Source organism: Nocardioides sp. Z24_21 (genome assembly GCF_058134345.1).
The window spans coordinates 675,379-695,731 of record NZ_JBYTTH010000001.1 but is presented as its reverse complement, the minus strand read 5'-3'; the positions used below and the strand labels follow the sequence as shown (position 1 = coordinate 695,731).

Sequence of the window (20,353 nt, the reverse complement as noted above, 5' to 3'; positions counted from 1 at the left end):
CTTCCTGGTCATCCCGACGCTGACCGTGGTGGTCGGCGCCTTCCAGGACGGGGACGGCCGCCCGACGCTGGGCAACCTGGACGCGCTGACCAGCGACGCCGCGCTCACCGCGCTGCGGGGATCGCTGATCCTCGCGGCGTCGACGGCGCTGATCGGCGCCGTGCTCGGCGCGCTGCTGGCCTACCTCGTGGTCTCGATGCCCCCGCAGAGCCTGCTGCGCCGCGCCACGCTCGCGGTCAGCGGTGTCCTCGCGCAGTTCGGCGGGGTGGTCCTCGCGTTCGCCTGGATCGCGACCATCGGACCCGTGGGCGTGGTGACCAAGGCGGTGCTCGAGCTCGCCGGCGCCAACCTCTACGGTTCGGGCTGGCTCTTCGCACTGCCCGGCCTGGTCGTCGTCTACGCCTACTTCCAGATCCCGCTCATGGTGATCGTCTTCGCCCCCGCCTTCGAGGGGCTGCGTCCCCAGTGGCGTGAGGCGGCGGTCAACCTCGGCGCGAGCACCTGGGACTACTGGCGCCACGTCGCGCTCCCGCTGCTCACCCCGGCCTTCCTCGGCGCGCTGCTGCTGCTGTTCGCCAACGCCTTCGCGGCCTACGCCACGGCGGCCGTGCTGGTCAGCCAGGGCCAGCCGATCCTGCCGCTGCTCATCCGCCAGGCGATCACGAGCGAGGTGCTCCTCGGCCAGGCCAACGTCGGGTTCGCGCTGGCGCTGGAGATGATCGTCGTGGTGACCCTGGTGATGGTGGCCTACAACCTCCTGCTGCGCCGGACGTCGAGGTGGATGCGATGACCCCCACCCGGAGCTTCCGGACCGCCCGCGCCGTCCTGCTGGTGGCGTTCGCGGCCTACTTCCTCGTCCCGCTGCTCGCGATGTTCGACTTCTCCACCCAGGTGCGCGGCAGCGCGCCGGGGCGCACGTGGGACAACTGGCGCTTCATGTTCACCGACGAGGACCTGCGCTCCTCGATCATCGCCTCGCTGCTGCTGGCGCTGTTCACCGTGGTGCTGATGGTCGCCATCCTGGTCCCCACGATGGTGTGGGTGCGCCTGCGCGTGCCGCGCGCCCGCCGGTTGATCGAGTTCCTGTGCCTGCTGCCGCTGACCATCCCGGCGCTGGTGATCGTGGTCGGCATCAGCAACGTCTACTCGTGGGTGACCTACCTGCTGGGCGACTCCCCGCTGGTGCTGACGTTCGCCTACGTGGTGCTCGTGCTGCCCTACTCCTACCGGGCGATCGACGCCGCCCTGTCGGCGATCGACGTCGCCACCCTCGCCGAGGCGGCGCGCTCGCTGGGCGCGGGGTGGTTCACCGTCATCGTGCGCATCGTGCTGCCCAACATCACCGGCGGCGTCCTGGGGGCGGCGTTCATCTCCGTGGCCCTCGTGCTCGGCGAGTACGTCTTCGCCTCGCTGCTGCACTTCGACACCCTGCCGGTCGCGATGGCCGCGCTCTACAAGAACAACGGGCCGGCCGCGATGGCCGCCGCGCTCGCCTCCATGATCCTCGTGGCCCTGCTCCTCGTCGGGCTCACGTTCCTCGGCCGCGACCGGCACAAGCAAGGAGCCTCTTCATGAGCGACCACCCGGGCGAGCGGGGTCTCGCCGTCGAGCTGTCCGACCTGACCCGCGTCTACGGCGCGGTGCGGGCGCTCGACGGGCTGACCCTGCACCTCGCGCCGGGGGAGCTGGTCGCGCTCCTCGGCCCGTCGGGGTGCGGCAAGACCACGGCCCTGCGGATCCTCGCCGGGCTCGACCAGCCGACGTCCGGCACCGTGTCGGTCGGCGGTCGCGACCTGACCCGGGTGCCGGCCAACAAGCGCGACATGGGGATGGTGTTCCAGGCCTACAGCCTGTTCCCCCACATGACGGTCATGGACAACGTGGCCTTCGGGCTCAAGCTCCGCGGTCGCGACAGCGCGACGCGGCGGGCGCGGGCCGGGGAGATGCTCGAGCTCGTCGGGCTCTCCGAGCACGCCGACCGCTACGCCCACCAGCTCTCCGGCGGCCAGCAGCAGCGCGTCGCCCTGGCCCGCGCCCTGGCCGTCGAGCCGTCCGTGCTGCTCCTCGACGAGCCGCTCTCGGCCCTCGACGCCAAGGTGCGCGTGCAGCTGCGCGACGAGATCCGGCGCGTGCAGATCGAGGTCGGCACCACCACCCTGTTCGTCACCCACGACCAGGAGGAGGCGCTCGCCGTCGCCGACCGGGTCGGGGTCATCAACGCCGGCCGGCTCGAGCAGATCGCGCCCCCGGCCGAGCTCTACGAGGCGCCGGCGACCCCGTTCGTCGGCGAGTTCGTCGGCCTCAGCAACCGCCTCCCCGCCGAGGTGCGCGCCGGGGTCGCCTCGGTGCTGGGCCACGACGTGCCGGTGCTGCCGGGATCGGCCACCGACCGCGGCCTCGCCCTGGTGCGGCCCGAGTCGGTCTCGGTGGTCGCCGACGCGGACGGTCACGCCCGGGTCGCGACCGTGATGTTCCTCGGGGCCACGTCGCGGGTCACCTGCACCCTGGCCGACGGCACCGACGTGGTCGCCCAGCTCGCCAGCTCCGACGCCCTGCGGCTCTCGCCGGGCGACGCGGTGCGCCTCGACATCGCGCCCACCGCGGTGCTCGTGGTGGCCTGAGCCGTCAGCGCTGCTTCCAGGGGGTCACCAGCGCGGCGAGGTCGGGGGCCAGTGCCTTCTGCAGCAGCGGTCCGAACGTCACCCGGTGCACGCCCATCGCCTGCAGGTCCTCCAGCGAGCCCGCGGCAGAGCCCTGTCGTGGGTCGGCGATCACGTTGACCGGGCCGGACAGCGCGTCGAGGATGCGACGCAGCGAGTCGGCGTCGGGCGCGGCGACCGGATAGCTGCAGCGCGAGCCGGCCTCCTCGCACGCCAGCAGCCGGGTGATCGCCTCGGCGACCGGGTCGTCGAACCGGCCCTTGGCGACGAACGCGTCGGTGCGTGCGTTGATGACGAGGTCGACGCCCGCGGCGTCGGCGGCCTGGCGCAGGCCGCCGATGTAGTCGGCGTGCTCGGCGACCGACCGCATCCGCCCGCCCTCGGAGTGGACGGTGTCCTCGATGTTGAGCCCGACCGCTCCGGCCTCGAGCAGCCGCTCGACCAGCTCGGAGGGCTCGGCGCCGTAGCCGGCCTCCATGTCGGCGGTGACCGGCACGTCGGGCACGGCCGCGCAGATGCGGCGTACGCCGTCGAGGGCGTCGTCGAGCGTCATGTCCTCGTTGTCGCCCTGGCCGCGCGAGTCGGCCAGCGGGTGGCTGCCGATGCTCAGCGCCTCGAAGCCGGCGCCGGCGACGACCGTCGCGGACCAGGCGTCCCAGACGTTGGGCAGGACCAGCGTCGTGCCGGTGTGGTGGAGCTCGAGGAGCCGGGTGGCGAGGGCGGGGACGGAGGCCATGCCCCGAGGTTGCCACGCGCGGGCCTCCCGGCACAGGCCTGCGGGGGCATAGGTTCGCGCCCGCGGGCGTTCACCCGGCATGCAGGCTCCTGACACCGCGCGCGTCCCCGAGCCCGTCCTGAAGGCCGGAGTCGAGCCCGGTCCGGTGCTCGATGCGGTCGTGATCGGCGCCGGCCAGGCCGGTCTCGCCACGTCCTACTTCCTGCGCGGGCGCGGCATCGACCACCTCGTCCTCGACGCCAACCCGCAGCCCGGCGGCGCCTGGCAGCACCGCTGGGCGTCGCTGACCATGCGCGACGTGCACGGGGTGTCCGACCTCCCCGGCTCGAGCGCGCCCGACGGCTCGGACCGCGCGGCCAACCTCGTCGTCCCCGACTACTTCGACGGCTACGAGCGCTGGCACCACCTGCCCGTCGTGCGTCCCGTCCGCGTCGACCGCGTCGACAGCGAGGGCGGGCTGCTGGTGGTGCACGCGGGGGAGCGCGTGTGGCGCACCCGCACCCTGGTCAACGCCACGGGCACCTGGACGCGTCCGTTCGTGCCCTACTACCCGGGCGCCGCCTCGTTCCGCGGCGAGCAGGTGCACACCGCCCGCTACCCCGCTGCCGAGCACTTCCGCGGCCGGCGCGTCCTGGTCGTCGGCGGCGGCGCGTCGGCCGTCCAGCACCTCGGCGAGCTGGCACCGGTGACCGACACGCTGTGGGTGACCCGTCGCCCGCCCGTGTGGCGCGAGGACGACTTCGACTCCGCTGCCGGGCTCGCGGCCGTGACCGCCGTCGAGGACCGCGTACGCCGCGGGCTGCCGCCGGCGAGCGTGGTCAGCGTGACCGGGCTGCTGGTGCGCCCCCAGGAGCAGGAGGCGGCCCGGCTCGGGGCCTACGACCGGCTGCCGATGTTCGAGCGGATCGAGCCCGACGGCGTGCGGTGGGCCGACGGGCGGTTCGAGCGCGTCGACGCGATCATCTGGGCGACCGGGTTCCGGCCCGCCGTCGACCACCTGGCACCGCTCGGCCTGCGCTCGTCGTCGGGCGGGATCGCGCTCGTCCCCGTGCCCGGCAACGTGCAGGCGGCGACCACGGCCGCACGTGACCCGCGCGTGCAGCTCGTCGGCTACGGGCCGTCCGCCAGCACGCTGGGCGTCTCGCGAGCCGGCCGGCAGGCGGCGCTCGCGGTGTCGCGGCACCTGGGCTCGGTCGCGGCCTGACGCCCGTCACGGGTCGGTGCGCCGCGACCTCGCTAGGCTGGCCCCATGGGGGAGCTAGAGAACCGCCCGCACGACCCGTCGCAGATGCGCATCTCCGACGCCGACCGCCAGCGCGTCGCCGACGTGCTGCGGGACGCGGCCGGCGACGGTCGCCTCGACCTCGACGAGCTCGAGGAGCGCCTGGAGCTGACCTGGCAGGCCAAGACCTACGGCGAGCTCGTGCCGATCACCCTCGACCTGCAGGCGCCCGGTCCGGCGCCGCACGCCGCCGCGTCCCCGGTGCGCCGACCGGATCCGGGGCTGCCCGCGGTCGGCCACAACTCCTCGGTCGCGATCATGAGCGAGACCGCGCGCCAGGGGGTCTGGGCGGTGCCCGAGCACCACAGCGCGTTCGCGCTGATGGGTGCCGTCGTCATCGACCTGCGGCAGGCCCAGCTCTCGGCCCACGAGACCCTCATCAACGCCAGCGCGATCATGGGGGAGGTCAAGGTGATCGTCCCCGCCGACATGCACGTCGTGCTCGACGGCACCCCGATCATGGGCGAGTTCAGCCAGGCCAAGGACAAGGTGCCCGCCGAGCTCGGCCCGGGCTCGCCGATCGTGCGGGTGCGCGGCATGGCGCTGATGGGCTCGGTCACCGTGCAGCGCCAGCCCGCCCCGGGCACGCCGAAGAAGTACCTCGGCACCTACTGAGCCGCCCGGCCGCGTCCCGGCCGCTCGACGCCCGCGGGCAGCGCCCGTGGACGCTCGATTGCCCCACCCTGCTCCGGCCCCTACTGTGACCCGGGTCACTTCACTACGGATCGTCCGGCACGTACCTGCCGGTGAAGGAGCAGAAAATGGCATCAGTGACGTTCGAGAAGGCGCAGCGCTGGTATCCCGGCACCGACGAGCCGGCCGTGCCCGGCATCGACCTCGAGATCAAGGACGGCGAGTTCATGGTGCTCGTCGGCCCCTCGGGCTGCGGCAAGTCCACCACCCTGCGGATGCTCGCCGGGCTGGAGGAGGTCAACGAGGGGCACATCTACATCGGCGACCGTGAGGTCACCACCGTCCCGCCCAAGGACCGTGACATCGCGATGGTCTTCCAGAACTACGCGCTCTACCCGCACATGTCGGTCGAGGAGAACATGGCGTTCTCGCTCAAGATGGCCAAGGTGCCCGCGGCCGAGCGCAAGGAGCGCGTGGCGAAGGCCGCGGAGCTCCTCGGCCTCACCGAGTTCCTCCAGCGCAAGCCCAAGGCGCTCTCCGGCGGTCAGCGCCAGCGCGTCGCCATGGGTCGCGCGATCGTCCGCGCACCGCAGGTCTTCTGCATGGACGAGCCGCTGTCCAACCTCGACGCGAAGATGCGCGTGCAGACCCGCACCGACATCGCCCGGCTGCAGCAGGACCTCGGCGTGACGACGGTCTACGTCACCCACGACCAGGTCGAGGCGATGACGATGGGCGACCGGGTCGCGGTGATGAAGCTGGGGGTGCTCCAGCAGGTCGACACCCCGCTCGCGCTCTACGACAAGCCGGTCAACCTGTTCGTCGCCGGCTTCATCGGCTCGCCCCAGATGAACCTGATGGAGGGCGTGGCGGTCGACGGCGACGTCAAGGTCGGCGGCTACACCGTTCCGGTCGACCCGGCCGCCGAGCGCAAGATGTCGGGCCGCGTCACCGTCGGGGTCCGCCCGGAGAGCTGGCGCCTGGTCGGCGCCGCCGACGGCGGCCTTCCCGTCAAGGTGACGGTCGTCGAGGAGCTCGGGGCCGACAGCTTCGTCTACGGCACCTGCGACGTGGAGGGCACGCCCTCCAACGTGATCGTCCGCCTGAGCGGGCGCCAGCACCCGCAGAAGGGGGAGATGCTCCACGTCACGACCGACCCCCAGCACGTGCACGTGTTCGACACCGAGTCGGGGGAGCGGCTCTCCGACTGACGGGCCAGTCCGACCAACGACGGAGGCCCCGGGAGCGCTGCTCCCGGGGCCTCTGTCGTGCTCTGTCGTGCTCGGTCCGACGTGCTCAGGTGGCGGGGTCGGCAGTGGGCTGCACGTCGTCCTGCGCTTCCCCGACCTGCTCCGCCTTCGCCATCGCGTTCTCGCCCGGGATGATGCCGGCGTGCTCGGCGTCCATGGTGAGGTTCTCGCCGGTGGCCGGGTCGAAGAGGTGGATCTTGCGGGCGTCGACCCAGATCGTCGCCTCGTCGCCCTCCTGGATCCGGCTCGAGCCGTCGAGGGAGACCACCAGCTGGGTGCGCAGCGACTCGCCGTCGAGGTCCTTCTCGAGCTGGGCGAGCTGCTCGCGCACCTCCGGCGGCGCCTCGAAGGGGATGTAGGCGTAGGCCTCGTTGCCGAGCCACTCCACCACGTCGACGGTGGCCTTGAACGTCGCCTCGTCGGTCACCTTGTCGCTGTCGACGACGCTGGCGTCCTCGAAGTGGTCGGGGCGGATGCCGGCGATGAGCAGGCCCTTGCCCTGCGCGCGCGTGGCCCGGTCCTCGGGGACCGTCACGGTGCCGAAGGGCAGCTCCACCCGGTTGCCGTCGACCTTCGCCGGCAGGAAGTTCATCGGCGGCGAGCCGATGAACCCCGCGACGAAGAGGTTGGCGGGGTTCTCGTAGAGCTCGCGCGGCGTCGCGTGCTGCTGGAGCACGCCCCGCTTGAGCACCGCGACCCGGTCGCCCAGCGTCATCGCCTCGGTCTGGTCGTGGGTGACGTAGACCGTGGTGATCCCCAGCCGCTTCTGCAGGCGCGAGATCTCCGTGCGCATCTGGCCGCGCAGCTTGGCGTCGAGGTTGGACAGCGGCTCGTCGAAGAGGAACGCCTCGGCGTCGCGGACGATCGCGCGGCCCATGGCGACGCGCTGGCGCTGACCGCCCGACAGGTTGCCCGGCTTGCGCTCGAGGTGCTCGTCGAGCTCCAGCGTCTTGGACGCCGCGCGGACCTTCTCGTCGACCTCGGCGTCGGACTTCCCGGCCAGCCGCAGCGGGAACGCGATGTTCTCGTAGACGGTGAGGTGCGGGTAGAGGGCGTAGTTCTGGAACACCATCGCCAGGTTGCGCTCGCGCGGGGCGAGGTCGTTGACCCGCTTGTCGCCGATGATCATGTCGCCGGAGGTGATGTCCTCGAGTCCCACGATCATCCGGAGCAGGGTGGACTTGCCGCAGCCCGAGGGGCCGACGAGGATCAGGAACTCCCCGTCGTCCACGTCGATGCTCACGTCGTTGACGGCCGGGAAGCCGTCGCCGTACTCCTTGACGATGTTCTTCATCTGAATGCCAGCCATGAGCTGATCACCCCTTCACTGCGCCGGAGGTGAGGCCGGCGACGATCTTGCGCTGGAACAGCAGGACGATGACGATGATCGGGATCGTCGAGACGACGGCCCCCGCGGCCAGCAGCGACGCCGGCCGGTTGAACGGGTCGGACCCGACGAAGAACGACAGGGCCGCCGGGATCGGTCGTGCGGCTTCGGTCGAGGTGAGCGAGATCCCGAAGACGAAGTCGTTCCAGGCGAAGAAGAACGTCAGGATCGCCGCGGTGAACACACCGGGGGCGGCGAGCGGGACGATCACCTTGCGGAACGCCTGCCACGAGGTCGCGCCGTCGACCTGGGCGGCCTGCTCCATCTCCCACGGGATCTCGCGGAAGAAGGCCGACAGGGTCCAGATCGCCAGCGGCAGCGTGAACGACATGTAGGGGATGATCAGCCCCGGCCAGGTGTCGTAGATGCCGAAGGTGCGCCACATGTCGAACAGCGGCCCGACCAGCGACACCACCGGGAACATCGCGATCACCAGGGCGAGCGTCAGCACGAACTTCTTGCCGGTGAACTCCAGGCGGGCGATGGCGTAGGCGGCGAGCGTGGCGATGATGACCGACAGCAGCGTCGCGATCAGCGAGATGCCGACGGAGTTGAGGATGGCGCGCAGGAACTGGTCGTCGGCCAGCACGTCGCGGTAGTTCTGCCATCCCGCGCCGCCGCCCTCGGCGGGCAGGAAGCCCGGGCTGCCGTTGGTGATGGACGCCTGGCTCTTGAACGACAGCGAGATGATCCACGCGACCGGGAGCAGGCACCACACCAGGATGAGGATGGCGCCGACGACCACGCCGACCTTGTTCTTCGCGGACATGTCATCCCTCCTGTCGGGCCGCGGCGAGGTCGACGCGGAAGATCTTGACGATGAGGAAGGCGATCAGCAGCACCGAGAGGAACAGCAGCACCGACAACGCCGAGCCGATGCCCAGCTGGAACTGCTCGATCACCTGGCGGTAGGTGAGGAACGAGATCGACTCGGTGCCCTGCGCGCCCGCCGTCATGACGTAGATGTTGTCGAAGATGCGGTAGGCGTCGAGGGCGCGGAAGAGCACCGCCACCATGATCGCCGAGCGCATGTTGGGCAGGATCACCTTCCACAGCCGCTGCCACCAGGTCGCTCCGTCGACCTTGGCGGCCTCGAGCATGTCCTCCGACACCTGTGCCAGCCCGGCGAGCAGGAGCAGCGACATGAACGGCGTGGTCTTCCAGATCTCCGAGACCATGATCGCCGCCATCGCCGAGCCGTACTGGCCGAACCAGTTGAAGCCGTCCTCGACGAAGGGCAGCCACTCGTTGACGAAGCCGTTGTTGTTGCTGAACGCGAACTGCCACGCGAAGCCCGAGACGACGGTGATGATGCCGTAGGGGATGAGGATGGAGGTGCGGATGATGCCGCGCGCGAAGATCACGCGGTGCATCACCATAGCGAAGGCGAAGCCGATCACCAGCTCGAACGCGACGGTCACGACCATGATGAAGACGGTGTTGAGCGTCGTCTCCCAGAACAGCGAGTCGGTCAGGGCGGTCCAGTAGTTGGAGAGCCCGATGAACTCGCGGTCGTCGGGGGCGGTCAGGCTGTAGTTGAAGAGGCTGAGGTAGATCGCGCGCAGCATCGGGAACGCGGTCACCAGCAGCATCAGGACGATGGCCGGCGCGACCAGCTTCATCCCGAGGCTGTTCTCCGCCTTGAACCGGTCGCTGGCGGCGGCCTTCTCGGCCCGCCGCACGTCACGCTTGTCGTCGGGCGCCACGGTCGTGTGCGTCACAGCAGGCTCCTTCCGGCGAGGACGTCGGACAGGAACTTCTCCGACTCCCGGGGTGTCGAGTCAGGGTTGACCGACGTCGGTGAGTGCCAGACCGACTGCACGGCGCTGGAGATCTGGCTGTAGAAGGGACTCTTCGGCCTCGGCCCGCCCTCGTCCACGCTCGTGCGGTAGAGCTCGATGAGGCTCTCGGGGAACTCCCCGCTGGCCACCACCTCGTCGTAGGCCGTGTTGGTCGACGGCATCAGGCCGTCGTTGATGGCGAGATCGACCTGGACGTCGGTGGAGGTGATGCACTGCGCGGCCTCCATGGCCCAGTCGGGGTGCTCGGAGTAGGCGCCGACGCCGATGTCGATGCCACCGATCGGCGGCTTGGACGGCTCGCCCTCGACGGTCTCGGGGTAGCGCGCCCACCCGAGGTCCTCGAACTCCTGCTCGTCGGCGGGGCCGCCCGGCTTGCCGATCAGGCCCTTGTAGTTGGCGTAGACGAACGTCCAGTTGACCATGAACTCGCCCGGCCCGTCGGCCGGGAACATCTGGCCGAGGCTGGTGCCCTCGTTGGACACGGTGAGGTCCGGCTGCGCGGCGGAGCTCTTGGCGAGCTTCTCGATGATCGCCGCGGCCTCGCGCCCGGCATCGGTGTCGAGCTCGACGGTCGCGTCGCGGCCGGCCTCGGTGTCGGTGATGATGGCGCCGCCCGCGCCCTGCATGAGGGCGTTGATCCACACGACGTAGGCCTCGTAGCGGTTGGCCTGCACGCCGACGGTGCCGCCCTCCTTGGCGGCCGCGTCGATGATCTGGTCCCAGGTGACCGGCTTGTCCATGTCGAGGCCGGCGGCCTCCGCCATCGACTTGCGGTACCAGAGGACCTGCGTGTTGGCCCAGAGCGGGATCGCGTAGACCGTGTCGTCCCACACCACCGTGTCGGCCGCGCCCTCGAGGTAGTCGCCGCCGTCGGTGATCTCGGTGGCGAGCTCCTCGGGGACCTCCTGCAGCCAGCCCGCGTTGGCGAACTCGGCGACGAAGACCGGGTCGAGGTTCATGATGTCGGTCGAGGAGTCCTCGGCCGCGAGGCGCCGCGCCAGCTGGGTGCGCTGGTCGGTCGCGCTGGAGGGCAGCTGCTGGACCTCGATGTCGTACTGGTCGGTGCTGCACTTCTCCGCCCAGGTGCGGAACGTGTCCACGCCGTCGGGGTTGACGTACCAGTTGAGCGTCGCCTTCCCGCTGTCGCCGCCACAGGCGGACAGCAGCCCGCCCGCGAGGGCGAGGGCGGCGAGCGATGCCACTCTCCGTATCGGCCTGGGCCGACCTCGTTGCCGGATCGACGATGCTCGTGACATCCGCGCCCCTCCTCATGCCTAGTCTGAGTCTCTGGTCTAGTGGCCCACGACCCATTTGGCAACAGATCCCACTCCTTGGGGCAGGGTGGGGAAGGGGAACGACATGACGTCGGTGTGGCGCGCCCCGGGGCGCATCAACCTGGTCGGTGAGCACACCGACTACAACGACGGGTTCGTCCTACCCTTCGCCCTCGAGGTGGGCTGCACCGCGACGGTGACGGCGGGCGCGTCCGGCGACGACGGGTGGCGGGTGCGCTCGGCGCAGGAGGCGCAGCCCGTCACGGTGCCCCGCACCGGCCTGGGAGACGCCCCCGAGGTGCCGGACTGGTCGCGCTACGTCCTCGGCGGGCTGTGGCTGCTCACCGACCGCGGGGTCGACGTCCCCCCGCTCGCGATCGAGGTGGACTCCGACGTGCCGACCGGGGCGGGGCTGTCCTCGTCGGCGGCGCTGGTGTGCTCGGTCGCCCGGGCCGTCGACGACCAGCTCGGCCTCGGGCTCGACGACGACGCCCTCTTCGCGTTGACCCGCGACGTCGAGAACGACGCCGTGGGCGCGCCGACGGGCGGGATGGACCAGCTGGTGAGCCTGCGCGGGCAGGAGGGGCACGCCCTCTTCTGCGACATGCGCAGCCACGACACCCGCCCGGTGCCGCTGGACCTCGCCGGCCAGGGGCTGGCGGTCCTCGTGGCAGACACCCGCGCGCCCCACCGCCACTCCGACGGCGAGTACGGCGCCCGCCGGCGCGGCTGTGAGGAGGCCGCCCGCCGGCTCGGCGTGCCCGCGCTGCGCGACGTCGCCGTCGACGACCTCGACGACGCGCTCGCCCGCCTCGACGACGCCGAGCTGCGCCGCTACGTGCGCCACGTCGTCACCGAGGACGACCGGGTGCTCTCGGTGGTGCGGCTGCTCGACGACGACCGCCTCGCCGACATCGGCCCCCTGCTGACCGCCTCGCACGCCTCGATGCGCGACGACTTCCAGATCACGGTGCCCGAGGTCGACACGGCGGTGGACGCGCTGCTCGACGCAGGCGCGCTGGGCGCCCGGATGACCGGCGGCGGGTTCGGCGGGTGCGTGATCGGGCTGGTGCCCGGGCCCGACGTCGCGCGCGCCGCCGACGCCGTACGCGCCGCGTTCGCCGACGCGGCGTTCACCGAGCCCGCCCTCTTCACCGCCCGGCCCACCCGCGGCGCCCACCGCCTCCCCGGCGGTGTCCGCGGTAGGGCCCTTGGCAGCTGAGTCTCCGGGAGACTCACCCGACTTGGTGGGCGAGTCCGACACCTGGAGGCCGTTGCAACCCCCTCCAAGTGTCGGAGTCCCCGCTCGAGCGGGGACTCCGACGCCGGCCTCGAGCGGGGACTCCGACCCCGGGGGCGTGCGGGCGCCGGCCTCAGGCGGGGGCGTACGGGCTAGGCCGAGGCGCGGTCGGCGGTGCGCCGGATGGCGTCCACGAAGGTGGGGAAGAGGCCGGGGGGCAGGTCGTGGCCCATGCCGTCGATGGTGAGCAGCTCGGCGCCCGGGATCGCGGCGGCGGTCGAGCGGCCGCCGCTGACGTGGACCATCTTGTCGGCCGTGCCGTGGATGACGAGGGCCGGCACGCGTACGCGTCGCAGCCGCGGCGTGCGGTCGTCCTGGGTCAGGATGGCCAGCATCTGGCGGAGCGCGCCGGGGTTGCTCACGCCCCGGTCGAAGGTCTCGGCGGCGCGCGAGCGCAGCGCGTCGGGGTCGGTGGGATAGCCCGCCGACCCGATCAGCGACCACATGGCCAGGCTGCTCTCGATGTAGGCCTCCCGCCCGGCCCGGCGGGGCGCGATCAGCCGCGGCAGGAGCGAGGGGTGCTGCCAGCCGACCGTCCGCCGCCCGGTCGTGGAGCTGATGCTGGTCAGCGACCGGACCCGGGTGGGGTGCTCGACGGCGACGGTCTGGGCGATCATGCCGCCCATCGAGACGCCGACCAGGTGGGCCGAGTCGATCCCGAGGTGGTCGAGCAGCCCGACGGCGTCGCCGGCGAGGTCGGACATCGAGTACGGCGCGTCCGCGCGCCCGGTGACGAAGGCACGCACGAGCTGGCCGGGGTGCACCGGCGCGTCGACCCGCGTCGACCTCCCGGTGTCGCGGTTGTCGTAGCGCACCACGTGGAAGCCGGCCGCGGCGAGCTGCTCGCAGAGGGACTGGTCCCACCACGTCATCGGACCGCTCAGCCCCATCACCAGCAGCAGCGGCTCGTCGTCGGGGTCGCCGAAGGTCTGGTAGCAGAGCTCGACCTCGTTGCCGACCGGAGCGCGGAGCTCGTCGGACGCGACGGGCGGCTGGGTGCTGTCTGGACGGGGCTCGGACATGGCCCCAGTGAACACGACGGCCCGCGACGAGCAGGCGAGGCGCCGACGTCCCGCACCCGCAGGTCGGGGTGGGCTAGGTTCGACACTGTGACGCAGCGCACACTGGCCGCCTTCCTCACCCCGGAGGGCTTCTCGCAGCCCCCGGTGGTGGCGGTGCTGCGCGAGGGCTCCGCGCTCGCCGAGGCCGGCCGCTACGCCGCGTCGGCCTGGGGCGCCCGCGGTGCGCGACGTCGTACGCCGCTGGGTGCCCGACCCGAGCGGTCGGGGGAGCCGGTGGTGCTGGTGCCGGGGTTCCTGGCCGGCGACTCCTCGCTGGGCCCGATGAGCCGGACGCTGCGCCACCTGGGCTTCCGCACCTACCGCGCCGACGTGCGTGCCAACGTGGGCTGCACGCTGTCGGCCGCCGACCAGCTCGAGGAGCGGCTCGAGGAGGTCTCCCGGCGCCGCGGCGCGCGGGTGCGCGTCGTCGGCCACAGCCTCGGCGGGATGCTCGCCAGGGGAGTGGCCGCCCGGCGCCCCGACCTGGTCGCGGGCATCGTGACCATGGGCAGCCCGGTGCTGGCGCCCGGCGCCCACCACGTCTCGCTCGCGCGCAGCGTCGAGGTGCTCGTGCGGCTCCACCGCGCCGGAGTGCGCGGCCTGATGGCCGAGGACTGCGTCGCCGGGCCGTGCGCCCGCGAGAGCTTCGACCGGGCCCGCGCGCCGATGCCGGAGGGCGTCGACTTCACCGCGATCTTCTCCCGGCGCGACGGCATCGTCGACTGGCGCGCCTGCCTCGACCCCACCGCGCAGGCGGTCGAGGTGCGCTCGTCCCACGTGGGGATGGCGTTCGACCCCGTCGTCATCGCCGCGGTGTCGGCCGCACTGCGACCGGGCGTCGCCGCCGCGTCAGCTGTCGAAGTTGATCGAGGACAGACCGCGTAGCTTGGAGAGCCGGTGCTCGGCGGTGATCGAACGCACCGTGCCGCTGCGCGAGCGCATCACCAGCGAGTGGGTGGTGACGCCGTCGCCGCGGTAGCGGACACCGCGCATCAGCTCGCCGTCGGTGATGCCGGTGGCCACGAAGAAGGCGTCGTCGCCGGTGACCAGGTCGTCGGTGCCGAGCACGAAGTCGGGGTCGAGGTCGTGCCCGGCGTCGAGGGCCCGCTGCCGCTCGTCGTCGTCCTGCGGCCACAGCTGGCCCTGGATCGTGCCGCCGATGGCCTTCATCGCGCAGGCCGTGATGATGCCCTCGGGGGTGCCACCCACACCCAGCATCAGGTCGACGCCGGTGTCGGGGCGGGCCGCCATGATCGCGCCCGCGACGTCGCCGTCGGTGATGTACTTGATGCGCGCGCCGGTCTCGCGGATGTCCTCCACCAGCCGCGCGTGGCGGGGCCGGTCGAGCAGGACGACGGTGACGTCGTGGACCGAGATGCCCTTGGCCTTGGCCACGCGGGCGATGTTCTCCTTCACCGGCAGCCGGATGTCGACCACGTCGGCCGCCTCGGGGCCGGTGGCGAGCTTGTCCATGTAGAACACGGCGCTCGGGTCGTACATCGTGCCGCGCGGCGACACCGCGAGCACGGACACCGCGTTGCTCATGCCCTTGGCGGTGAGGGTCGTGCCGTCGATCGGGTCGACCGCCACGTCGCACTCGGGACCGGTGCCGTCGCCGACCTCCTCGCCGTTGAAGAGCATCGGGGCGTTGTCCTTCTCGCCCTCGCCGATGACCACCGTGCCGCGCATCTCGACGGTGGAGATCATCACCCGCATGGCCTCGACCGCGACGCCGTCGGCGTCGTTCTTGTCGCCGCGGCCCACCCAGCGGCCCGCCGCCATGGCGGCCGCCTCGGTGACCCGCACCAGCTCGAGGGCGAGGTTGCGTTCGGGCTTCGGGGCACTGGTGCTCATGCCGGGAACTCTATCGACGGGCGGGGTAGCGGCTCACCGCGGTCGCCTTGGTCGAGAGCCACACGTCGAGTCCGGGCAGGAGGCCCAGCTCCGTCGCGGCGGCAGGCGTGAGGTCGGCCAGCAGGTCCGGTCCGGCGTGCACCAGCACGCGTACGGCGTCGCCGTGCGGGGCCAGGGTGCCGACCGGGCCGTGCCACCGCAGCCGCGTCGACCCCTCCGGCTCGTGCAGCGACACCACCACGGAGTCGGGGGGAAAGGCGATGAGCTCGTCGCCGTCGGCGACCAGGTTGAGGCCCACGAGGCGCGCGACGTGCGGGGTGCGCGGCTCGGCGGCCACCTCCGCCGGACGGCCCGCCTGGGCCACCCGCCCCCCGTCGAGCACGAGCACGCGGTCGGCGAGGGTCAGCGCGTCGATCGCGTCGTGCGTGACGAGCAGGGCGATGCCGGGGAAGTCGCGCAGGTGCCGGCCCAGCTCGATCCGCAGCGCCATCTGCACCGAGACGTCGAGGCCCGTGAACGGCTCGTCGAGGAGCAGCACGTCGGGATCGGTGGCCAGCGCGCGGGCGATCGCCACCCGCTGGGCCTGCCCGCCCGACAGCTCGCGCGGCCTGCGGCCGGCGAGTTCGGCGATGCCGAAGCGCTCGAGCCAGTCGCGCGCCACCGCCTCCGCGGTCGCCCGCCGCACCCCGCGCGAGCGCGGGCCGAAGGCCACGTTGTCGAGCGCGGACAGGTGCGGGAAGAGCAGCTGGCCCTGGAACACCAGACCGACCCGGCGCTCGCGCACGGGCAGGGCGAGCAGGTCGGTGCCGGCCAGGTGGGCGGTCCCCCCGACGTCGACGAGGCCCGCGAGCGCGTGGAGCAGCGAGCTCTTGCCCGCGCCGTTGGGCCCGATGACCGCGAGCACCTCGCCCGGCTCGGCGGTGAACGCGGCCTCGACCCGGTCGGCCACCCGCAGGTCGGCCACCAGCTGCTTCGGGGCCGCGCTCACGGCGTCCCCAGCCAGTGGTCGCGCAGCGCGACGAGCACGCCGATCGAGACGAGCAGCATCACCAGGCTCAGCGACAGGGCGGCGTCCTGGTCGGCCTGCCGGGTGACGTAGATCAGCGTCGGCATCGTCTGCGTGGTGCCGGGGTAGTTGCCGTTGAACGTGATGGTGGCGCCGAACTCGCCGAGCGAGCGCGCCCACCCCAGGACGGTCCCGGCCATCACGCCGGGCAGTGCCAGCGGCACGGTGACCCGCCGGACGGTGGTCCACCGGGTCGCGCCCAGCGTGGCGGCCGCGTCGTCGTACCTCGGGTCCGCCGAGCGCAGCGCGCCCTCGATCGCGATCACCACGAACGGCATCGACACGAACACGTGGGCCAGCACCACGCCGTACGTCGTGAAGGGGAAGGCGAAGCCCGTCCAGTCGAGCAGCGGCTCGCCGACCAGCCCGGCGCGGCCGAACGCCGCCCGCAGCGCCACGCCGGCGACCACCGGGGGCAGCACCAGCGGCACGGTGACGAGCGCCCGGAGCGCGCCGCGGCCGCGGAAGTCGACCCGGGCGAGGAGCCAGGCGAGGGGGAGGCCCAGGAGCAGGCAGAACGCGATCGCGACCGTCGAGGTCACCAGCGACAGCCGCAGCGCGTCGACGGCGGTGCGGGAGGTCAGGTGCCCGGGCAGCGCCTGCCAGTCGGCACTGGCCACCATCGCCACGAGCGGGACGAGGAGCAGCAGCGTGGCGAGGGCCGCGGGTGCGACCAGCAGCGCCGGCGGCCGGCCGAGCCGGTCCCTCACGGGGTGCCGAAGCCGGCGTCGGTGAGGATCGCGCGGGCCTCGTCGGAGGTCACCCACGTCACCCAGTCGGCTGCCAGCGCAGGGTCCTGCGACTGGTCCAGCGTCGCCACCGAGTAGGACGTCAGCGCGTCGTCGGCGGCCGGGATCTCGACGCTGTCGACGTCGTCGGCCGCGGCGACGGCGTCGCTGGCGTAGACCAGTCCGGCGTCGGCCTCGCCCGAGGCGACCTTGTCGAGTGTGGCCCGCACGTCGTCCTCCAGGCTGACCGGGTCCGCCTCGACCCCGGCCGCGTCGAGCACGGCCGCCGCGACCTTGCCGCACGGCACCTCGTCGGCGCAGCGCACCCACGTGGCGTCGGCCAGGTCGTCGAGGGACGCGATGCCGGCGGGGTTGCCATCCGGCACGACGATGGTGAGGACGTTGGTCGCGAAGGTCTCCACGTCGCCGGTGACGCCCGCGTCCTGCGCCACGGCCATCGAGGCGTCGTCGGCCGTGGCCAGCACGCCGCCGGGCGCCCCGTCGGCGGCCTGGCCGGCGAGGTCGGTGCTCGAGCCGAAGGAGAAGCCCACCTCGGTGTCGTGCTCCTCCTCGAAGGGCACCGCGAGCTCGGCGAAGACGTCGGTGAGCGACGCGGCCGCGAGGACGGTCAGCTCGCCCCCGTCCGCGGCGTCCCCCTCGTCGCCACCCCCGCAGGCGGCGAGGGGGAGCAGCAGGGCGAGGGCGGCCAGCCGCCTCACCGGGGCACCTCGACCACCACGTTGGTCGACTTCACGCTGGCGATGGCACGCACTCCGGGCTCGAGGCCCAGCTCGTCGGCGGCGTCGCTGCTCATCAGGGACACGACGCGGTGGGGGCCGCAGATCATCTCCACCTGCGCCATCACGGTGTCGCGCCTGACCCGCGTGACGATGCCGCTCATCCGGTTGCGGGCGCTGACGCTGCCCGCCCGGGTGCGGTCGCGCTCGGCCAGCTCGCCCGACTCCGCCAGCTGCTCGGCGAGGTCGGCCAGGTCGCGGCCGGCGACCATGGCACGCCCACCGTCGCGCTGCACGGGCAGCCGACCGGCGTCCACCCAGCGGCGTACGGTGTCGTCGCTGACGCCCAGGATCTCGGCTGCCTCCGCGACTCGGTAGGTGGTCATGCGGGGAGTATGGCGCATCTGCGGACGTTCGGGACAGCATCGTCCGCACGCGCGGAACCGGCGCACCCGTCGTCGATGCGCGGCGTGACAGCTCGCGACCCGGCGACGCGGGGTGACCGGCGGGCTGGGAGAATGGTCGACGTGAGTGAGCAGCCGAGCCGTTACACCCGCTCCTTCAGCGGCATGACCGGCGCCCTCATCGTCACCGTCATCGCCGTGCTGGCGTTCGTGGCCTGGCGTGGGCTGTGGCGCGCCGACGTCGACGACACCGTCGACACGGTCGACTGGCAGGAGAGTGTCGAGATCGCCGACCGGGCCGACCTCGACGTGGTCCGCCCGCGCGAGCTGCCGGCGGGCTGGAAGGCGACGAGCACCGACCTGGTCGCCGGCGACGAGCCGCGCTGGGGCATGGGCGTGCTCACCGACGACGGCACGTTCGTCGGCCTCCGCCAGCAGGACGCCTCGGTGCGCGACCTGGTCGAGCGCTACATCGACGAGGACGCCGAGCCCGAGGGTGACGCCACCGTCGACTCGGAGGTCACCGACACGTGGCAGACGTGGTCGGACGAGGGCGGGGACCACGGCTACTCGACCGAGGTCGGCGACGACGCACTCCTGGTCTACGGCTCCGCGCCGGTCGAGGACATCGAGACCTTCATCGGCCTGCTCACCCGCTGACCGTCTCGCCGCCACCACCTCCCGCGGGGGCGACGACGCGGCGTCAGCCGTCGGTCTCGGCGCCCATGGCGTCGTCGAGCCGCTGGCGCGCCCCGTCGAGCCACTGCTGGCAGACCTTGGCGAGGGCCTCGCCGCGCTCCCACAGGGCGAGCGACTCCTCCAGGGTCGTGCCGCCGGCCTCGAGGGTGCGCACGACCTCGATGAGCTCCTCGCGGGCCTCTTCATAGCTGGGGGCGTCACTCATCGGGGTCCTCCTCGGACAGGGTGGCTGCCTCGACGCGGTCCGTCGTGGCGTGGATGCGGCCGTCGGCGACCCGCACCGACACGGTGGCGCCGACCGCGGCCTGCGCCACCGAGGTGACGACGTGGCCGTCGGCGTCCTGCAGGACGGCGTAGCCACGCTGCAGAGTCGCGAGCGGCGACAGCGCCCGGGCCCGGGCGCGCTGGTGGCCGATGTCGTCGGCGGCGCGGTCGAGGCGGTGCGACAGGGTGCGGCGGGCGCGGGCGAGCAGCTCGTCGAGCTCGTCGGAGCGGGCGGTCAGCAGGTTGCGCGGGTCGGCCATCGCCGGGCGCGAGCGCACCTGGGCCAGCCACTCCTGCTCGCGCGCGATGCGCTGGGTGACCAGCTGACGCAGCCGCTCGCGGGCCCAGACGACGCCCTGCACCTCCTCGGCCATGTCGGGCACGACCAGCTTGGCGGCGTCGGTGGGCGTGGAGGCCCGCACGTCGGCGACGAGGTCGAGGAGCGGCTGGTCGGGCTCGTGGCCGATGGCGGACACCACCGGCGTACGCATGCGGTGGACCGCGCGGAGGACCGCCTCGTCGGAGAAGGGCAGCAGGTCCTCGATGGAGCCACCGCCGCGGGCGACGACGACCACGTCGACGTCGGGATGGCGCTCGAGCCGCTCCAGCGCCTCGATGACCTCGGTGGCCGAGCGGGTGCCCTGCATGGCGGCGTGGACCACCTCGAACCGCACCGCCGGCCAGCGGCGCCGTGCGTTGTCGAGGACGTCGCGCTCGGCGGCGCTGTTGGGCGCGGTGACCAGGCCGACGCAGCCCGGCAGGAACGGCAGGTCGCGCTTGAGCTCGGGCGCGAAGAGGCCCTCGGCGGCCAGGAGCTGGCGGCGCCGCTCGAGGCGGGCCAGCAGCTCGCCGATGCCGACCATGCGGATCTCGCGGGCGGCCAGCGAGAACGAGCCACGGTTGGCGTAGAAGGTGGGCCGGGCGTGCACGACGACGCTCGCGCCCTCGACGAGGGGCGGGTTCATCGAGTCGAAGAGCGAGCGCGCGCACGTGAGGGTGACCGAGATGTCGGCGACGGTGTCCCGCAGCGTCATGAAGACGGTGTTGACGCCCGGGCGCCGGTTGACCTGCGCGATCTGGCCCTCGACCCACACGCCCCCGAGCCGGTCGATCCACTGGGCGACGGCGTTGGCGACGGCCCGCACGGGGGCCGGTGACTCGGCCGTGGCGTCGCGGAGTGAGGGCACGCGGCGAGGATAGGGGAGGGCCCGGACAC

22 protein-coding genes are annotated in these 20,353 nt (G+C 72.6%); 9 read left to right on the top strand and 13 right to left on the bottom strand.

Features of this window, described 5'->3' with window-relative positions; all coding sequences use genetic code 11:
* The first annotated feature begins 28 nt into the window (after positions 1-28).
* The 3 genes from AC3X7Z_RS03400 to AC3X7Z_RS03390 are packed head-to-tail and all read left to right on the top strand — an operon-like array spanning position 29 to position 2,621.
* On the top strand, positions 29-790 hold the full coding sequence (locus tag AC3X7Z_RS03400; protein WP_489975004.1) for an ABC transporter permease: 762 nt from the start codon (positions 29-31) through the stop codon (positions 788-790).
* Positions 787-1,575 (top strand): ABC transporter permease, encoded by a 789-nt coding sequence (locus tag AC3X7Z_RS03395; protein ID WP_489975003.1) that lies wholly within the window; start codon positions 787-789, stop codon positions 1,573-1,575. Before AC3X7Z_RS03400 ends, AC3X7Z_RS03395 begins: the two co-directional genes overlap by 4 nt.
* Positions 1,572-2,621 (top strand): ABC transporter ATP-binding protein, encoded by a 1,050-nt coding sequence (locus tag AC3X7Z_RS03390; RefSeq protein ID WP_186340519.1) that lies wholly within the window; start codon positions 1,572-1,574, stop codon positions 2,619-2,621. Before AC3X7Z_RS03395 ends, AC3X7Z_RS03390 begins: the two co-directional genes overlap by 4 nt.
* 4 nt (positions 2,622-2,625) lie before the next feature.
* On the opposite strand, the gene AC3X7Z_RS03385 is transcribed toward AC3X7Z_RS03390, so the two are convergent.
* Positions 2,626-3,396 carry an isocitrate lyase/PEP mutase family protein gene (locus tag AC3X7Z_RS03385; RefSeq protein ID WP_489975002.1) on the bottom strand — a complete coding sequence of 257 codons (771 nt, stop codon included), beginning with the start codon at positions 3,394-3,396 and terminating at the stop codon, positions 2,626-2,628.
* Positions 3,397-3,475: 79 nt separating this feature from the next.
* On the opposite strand from AC3X7Z_RS03385, the gene AC3X7Z_RS03380 reads away from it, so the two are divergent.
* From AC3X7Z_RS03380 to AC3X7Z_RS03370, 3 genes are all read left to right on the top strand, one after another.
* A complete protein-coding gene (locus AC3X7Z_RS03380) occupies positions 3,476-4,600 on the top strand; it encodes an NAD(P)-binding domain-containing protein (protein ID WP_186340521.1) in 1,125 nt (374 codons plus the stop codon).
* Positions 4,601-4,645: 45 nt separating this feature from the next.
* Positions 4,646-5,293 (top strand): DUF1707 SHOCT-like domain-containing protein, encoded by a 648-nt coding sequence (locus tag AC3X7Z_RS03375; RefSeq protein ID WP_489975001.1) that lies wholly within the window; start codon positions 4,646-4,648, stop codon positions 5,291-5,293.
* Between the two features lie 146 nt (positions 5,294-5,439).
* Positions 5,440-6,522 carry an ABC transporter ATP-binding protein gene (locus tag AC3X7Z_RS03370; RefSeq protein ID WP_186340523.1) on the top strand — a complete coding sequence of 361 codons (1,083 nt, stop codon included), beginning with the start codon at positions 5,440-5,442 and terminating at the stop codon, positions 6,520-6,522.
* 85 nt (positions 6,523-6,607) lie between these two features.
* On the opposite strand, the gene AC3X7Z_RS03365 is transcribed toward AC3X7Z_RS03370, so the two are convergent.
* From AC3X7Z_RS03365 to AC3X7Z_RS03350, 4 genes are read right to left on the bottom strand one after another with little or no spacing between them, the layout of a single operon-like run.
* Positions 6,608-7,870, bottom strand: coding sequence for an ABC transporter ATP-binding protein (locus AC3X7Z_RS03365; RefSeq protein WP_489975000.1), 1,263 nt, complete (start codon positions 7,868-7,870; stop codon positions 6,608-6,610).
* Positions 7,871-7,877: 7 nt separating this feature from the next.
* Positions 7,878-8,717: a carbohydrate ABC transporter permease gene (locus AC3X7Z_RS03360; RefSeq protein ID WP_186340525.1), complete on the bottom strand. Its 840-nt coding sequence runs from the start codon at positions 8,715-8,717 to the stop codon at positions 7,878-7,880.
* Position 8,718: 1 nt separating this feature from the next.
* Entirely contained in the window at positions 8,719-9,669 is a 951-nt protein-coding gene (locus tag AC3X7Z_RS03355) for a carbohydrate ABC transporter permease (protein ID WP_489974999.1), read from the bottom strand.
* A complete protein-coding gene (locus AC3X7Z_RS03350) occupies positions 9,666-10,952 on the bottom strand; it encodes an extracellular solute-binding protein (protein ID WP_186340526.1) in 1,287 nt (428 codons plus the stop codon). Before AC3X7Z_RS03350 ends, AC3X7Z_RS03355 begins: the two co-directional genes overlap by 4 nt.
* A gap of 157 nt (positions 10,953-11,109) precedes the next feature.
* Between AC3X7Z_RS03350 and galK the strand changes: the two genes are divergently transcribed.
* Positions 11,110-12,246, top strand: coding sequence for a galactokinase (galK, locus tag AC3X7Z_RS03345; RefSeq protein ID WP_489974998.1), 1,137 nt, complete (start codon positions 11,110-11,112; stop codon positions 12,244-12,246).
* Positions 12,247-12,416: 170 nt separating this feature from the next.
* Here the strand turns inward: galK and AC3X7Z_RS03340 are convergent, their stop codons facing one another.
* Positions 12,417-13,346 (bottom strand): alpha/beta fold hydrolase, encoded by a 930-nt coding sequence (locus AC3X7Z_RS03340; protein ID WP_489974997.1) that lies wholly within the window; start codon positions 13,344-13,346, stop codon positions 12,417-12,419.
* 87 nt (positions 13,347-13,433) lie between these two features.
* Between AC3X7Z_RS03340 and AC3X7Z_RS03335 the strand changes: the two genes are divergently transcribed.
* Positions 13,434-14,270, top strand: coding sequence for an alpha/beta hydrolase (locus tag AC3X7Z_RS03335; RefSeq protein WP_186340529.1), 837 nt, complete (start codon positions 13,434-13,436; stop codon positions 14,268-14,270).
* Here the strand turns inward: AC3X7Z_RS03335 and glpX are convergent.
* The 5 genes from glpX to AC3X7Z_RS03310 are packed head-to-tail and all read right to left on the bottom strand — an operon-like array spanning position 14,235 to position 18,156.
* A complete protein-coding gene (gene glpX / locus AC3X7Z_RS03330) occupies positions 14,235-15,239 on the bottom strand; it encodes a class II fructose-bisphosphatase (protein ID WP_186340530.1) in 1,005 nt (334 codons plus the stop codon). The genes AC3X7Z_RS03335 and glpX overlap by 36 nt on opposite strands.
* 10 nt (positions 15,240-15,249) lie before the next feature.
* Positions 15,250-16,227: a sulfate/molybdate ABC transporter ATP-binding protein gene (locus AC3X7Z_RS03325; protein ID WP_241005190.1), complete on the bottom strand. Its 978-nt coding sequence runs from the start codon at positions 16,225-16,227 to the stop codon at positions 15,250-15,252.
* Positions 16,224-17,015 carry a molybdate ABC transporter permease subunit gene (gene modB, locus AC3X7Z_RS03320; protein ID WP_489974996.1) on the bottom strand — a complete coding sequence of 264 codons (792 nt, stop codon included), beginning with the start codon at positions 17,013-17,015 and terminating at the stop codon, positions 16,224-16,226. Before modB ends, AC3X7Z_RS03325 begins: the two co-directional genes overlap by 4 nt.
* On the bottom strand, positions 17,012-17,752 hold the full coding sequence (modA, locus tag AC3X7Z_RS03315) for a molybdate ABC transporter substrate-binding protein (RefSeq protein WP_489974995.1): 741 nt from the start codon (positions 17,750-17,752) through the stop codon (positions 17,012-17,014). The genes modB and modA overlap by 4 nt, the downstream gene beginning before the upstream one ends.
* Positions 17,749-18,156: a TOBE domain-containing protein gene (locus AC3X7Z_RS03310; RefSeq protein WP_206054412.1), complete on the bottom strand. Its 408-nt coding sequence runs from the start codon at positions 18,154-18,156 to the stop codon at positions 17,749-17,751. The genes modA and AC3X7Z_RS03310 overlap by 4 nt, the downstream gene beginning before the upstream one ends.
* A 141-nt stretch (positions 18,157-18,297) precedes the next feature.
* On the opposite strand from AC3X7Z_RS03310, the gene AC3X7Z_RS03305 reads away from it, so the two are divergent.
* Positions 18,298-18,834 carry a DUF4245 domain-containing protein gene (locus AC3X7Z_RS03305; RefSeq protein WP_186340532.1) on the top strand — a complete coding sequence of 179 codons (537 nt, stop codon included), beginning with the start codon at positions 18,298-18,300 and terminating at the stop codon, positions 18,832-18,834.
* A gap of 43 nt (positions 18,835-18,877) precedes the next feature.
* Here AC3X7Z_RS03305 and AC3X7Z_RS03300 read toward each other — a convergent pair whose 3' ends face one another.
* Entirely contained in the window at positions 18,878-19,078 is a 201-nt protein-coding gene (locus AC3X7Z_RS03300; protein WP_186340533.1) for an exodeoxyribonuclease VII small subunit, read from the bottom strand.
* Positions 19,071-20,324: an exodeoxyribonuclease VII large subunit gene (gene xseA, locus AC3X7Z_RS03295; RefSeq protein ID WP_489974994.1), complete on the bottom strand. Its 1,254-nt coding sequence runs from the start codon at positions 20,322-20,324 to the stop codon at positions 19,071-19,073. Before xseA ends, AC3X7Z_RS03300 begins: the two co-directional genes overlap by 8 nt.
* Positions 20,325-20,353: the final 29 nt, after the last annotated feature.

Coding starts and splice junctions, on each gene's coding strand:
- AC3X7Z_RS03360 (WP_186340525.1), bottom strand. CDS start 8,717: ATGTCCGCGAAGAACAAGGTCGGCGTGGTCGTCGGCGCCATCCTCATC.
- galK (WP_489974998.1), top strand. CDS start 11,110: ATGACGTCGGTGTGGCGCGCCCCGGGGCGCATCAACCTGGTCGGTGAG.
- glpX (WP_186340530.1), bottom strand. CDS start 15,239: ATGAGCACCAGTGCCCCGAAGCCCGAACGCAACCTCGCCCTCGAGCTG.
- AC3X7Z_RS03300 (WP_186340533.1), bottom strand. CDS start 19,078: ATGAGTGACGCCCCCAGCTATGAAGAGGCCCGCGAGGAGCTCATCGAG.
- AC3X7Z_RS03380 (WP_186340521.1), top strand. CDS start 3,476: ATGCAGGCTCCTGACACCGCGCGCGTCCCCGAGCCCGTCCTGAAGGCC.
- AC3X7Z_RS03340 (WP_489974997.1), bottom strand. CDS start 13,346: ATGTCCGAGCCCCGTCCAGACAGCACCCAGCCGCCCGTCGCGTCCGAC.
- AC3X7Z_RS03365 (WP_489975000.1), bottom strand. CDS start 7,870: ATGGCTGGCATTCAGATGAAGAACATCGTCAAGGAGTACGGCGACGGC.
- AC3X7Z_RS03395 (WP_489975003.1), top strand. CDS start 787: ATGACCCCCACCCGGAGCTTCCGGACCGCCCGCGCCGTCCTGCTGGTG.
- AC3X7Z_RS03310 (WP_206054412.1), bottom strand. CDS start 18,156: ATGACCACCTACCGAGTCGCGGAGGCAGCCGAGATCCTGGGCGTCAGC.
- AC3X7Z_RS03390 (WP_186340519.1), top strand. CDS start 1,572: ATGAGCGACCACCCGGGCGAGCGGGGTCTCGCCGTCGAGCTGTCCGAC.
- AC3X7Z_RS03370 (WP_186340523.1), top strand. CDS start 5,440: ATGGCATCAGTGACGTTCGAGAAGGCGCAGCGCTGGTATCCCGGCACC.
- AC3X7Z_RS03375 (WP_489975001.1), top strand. CDS start 4,646: ATGGGGGAGCTAGAGAACCGCCCGCACGACCCGTCGCAGATGCGCATC.
- AC3X7Z_RS03385 (WP_489975002.1), bottom strand. CDS start 3,396: ATGGCCTCCGTCCCCGCCCTCGCCACCCGGCTCCTCGAGCTCCACCAC.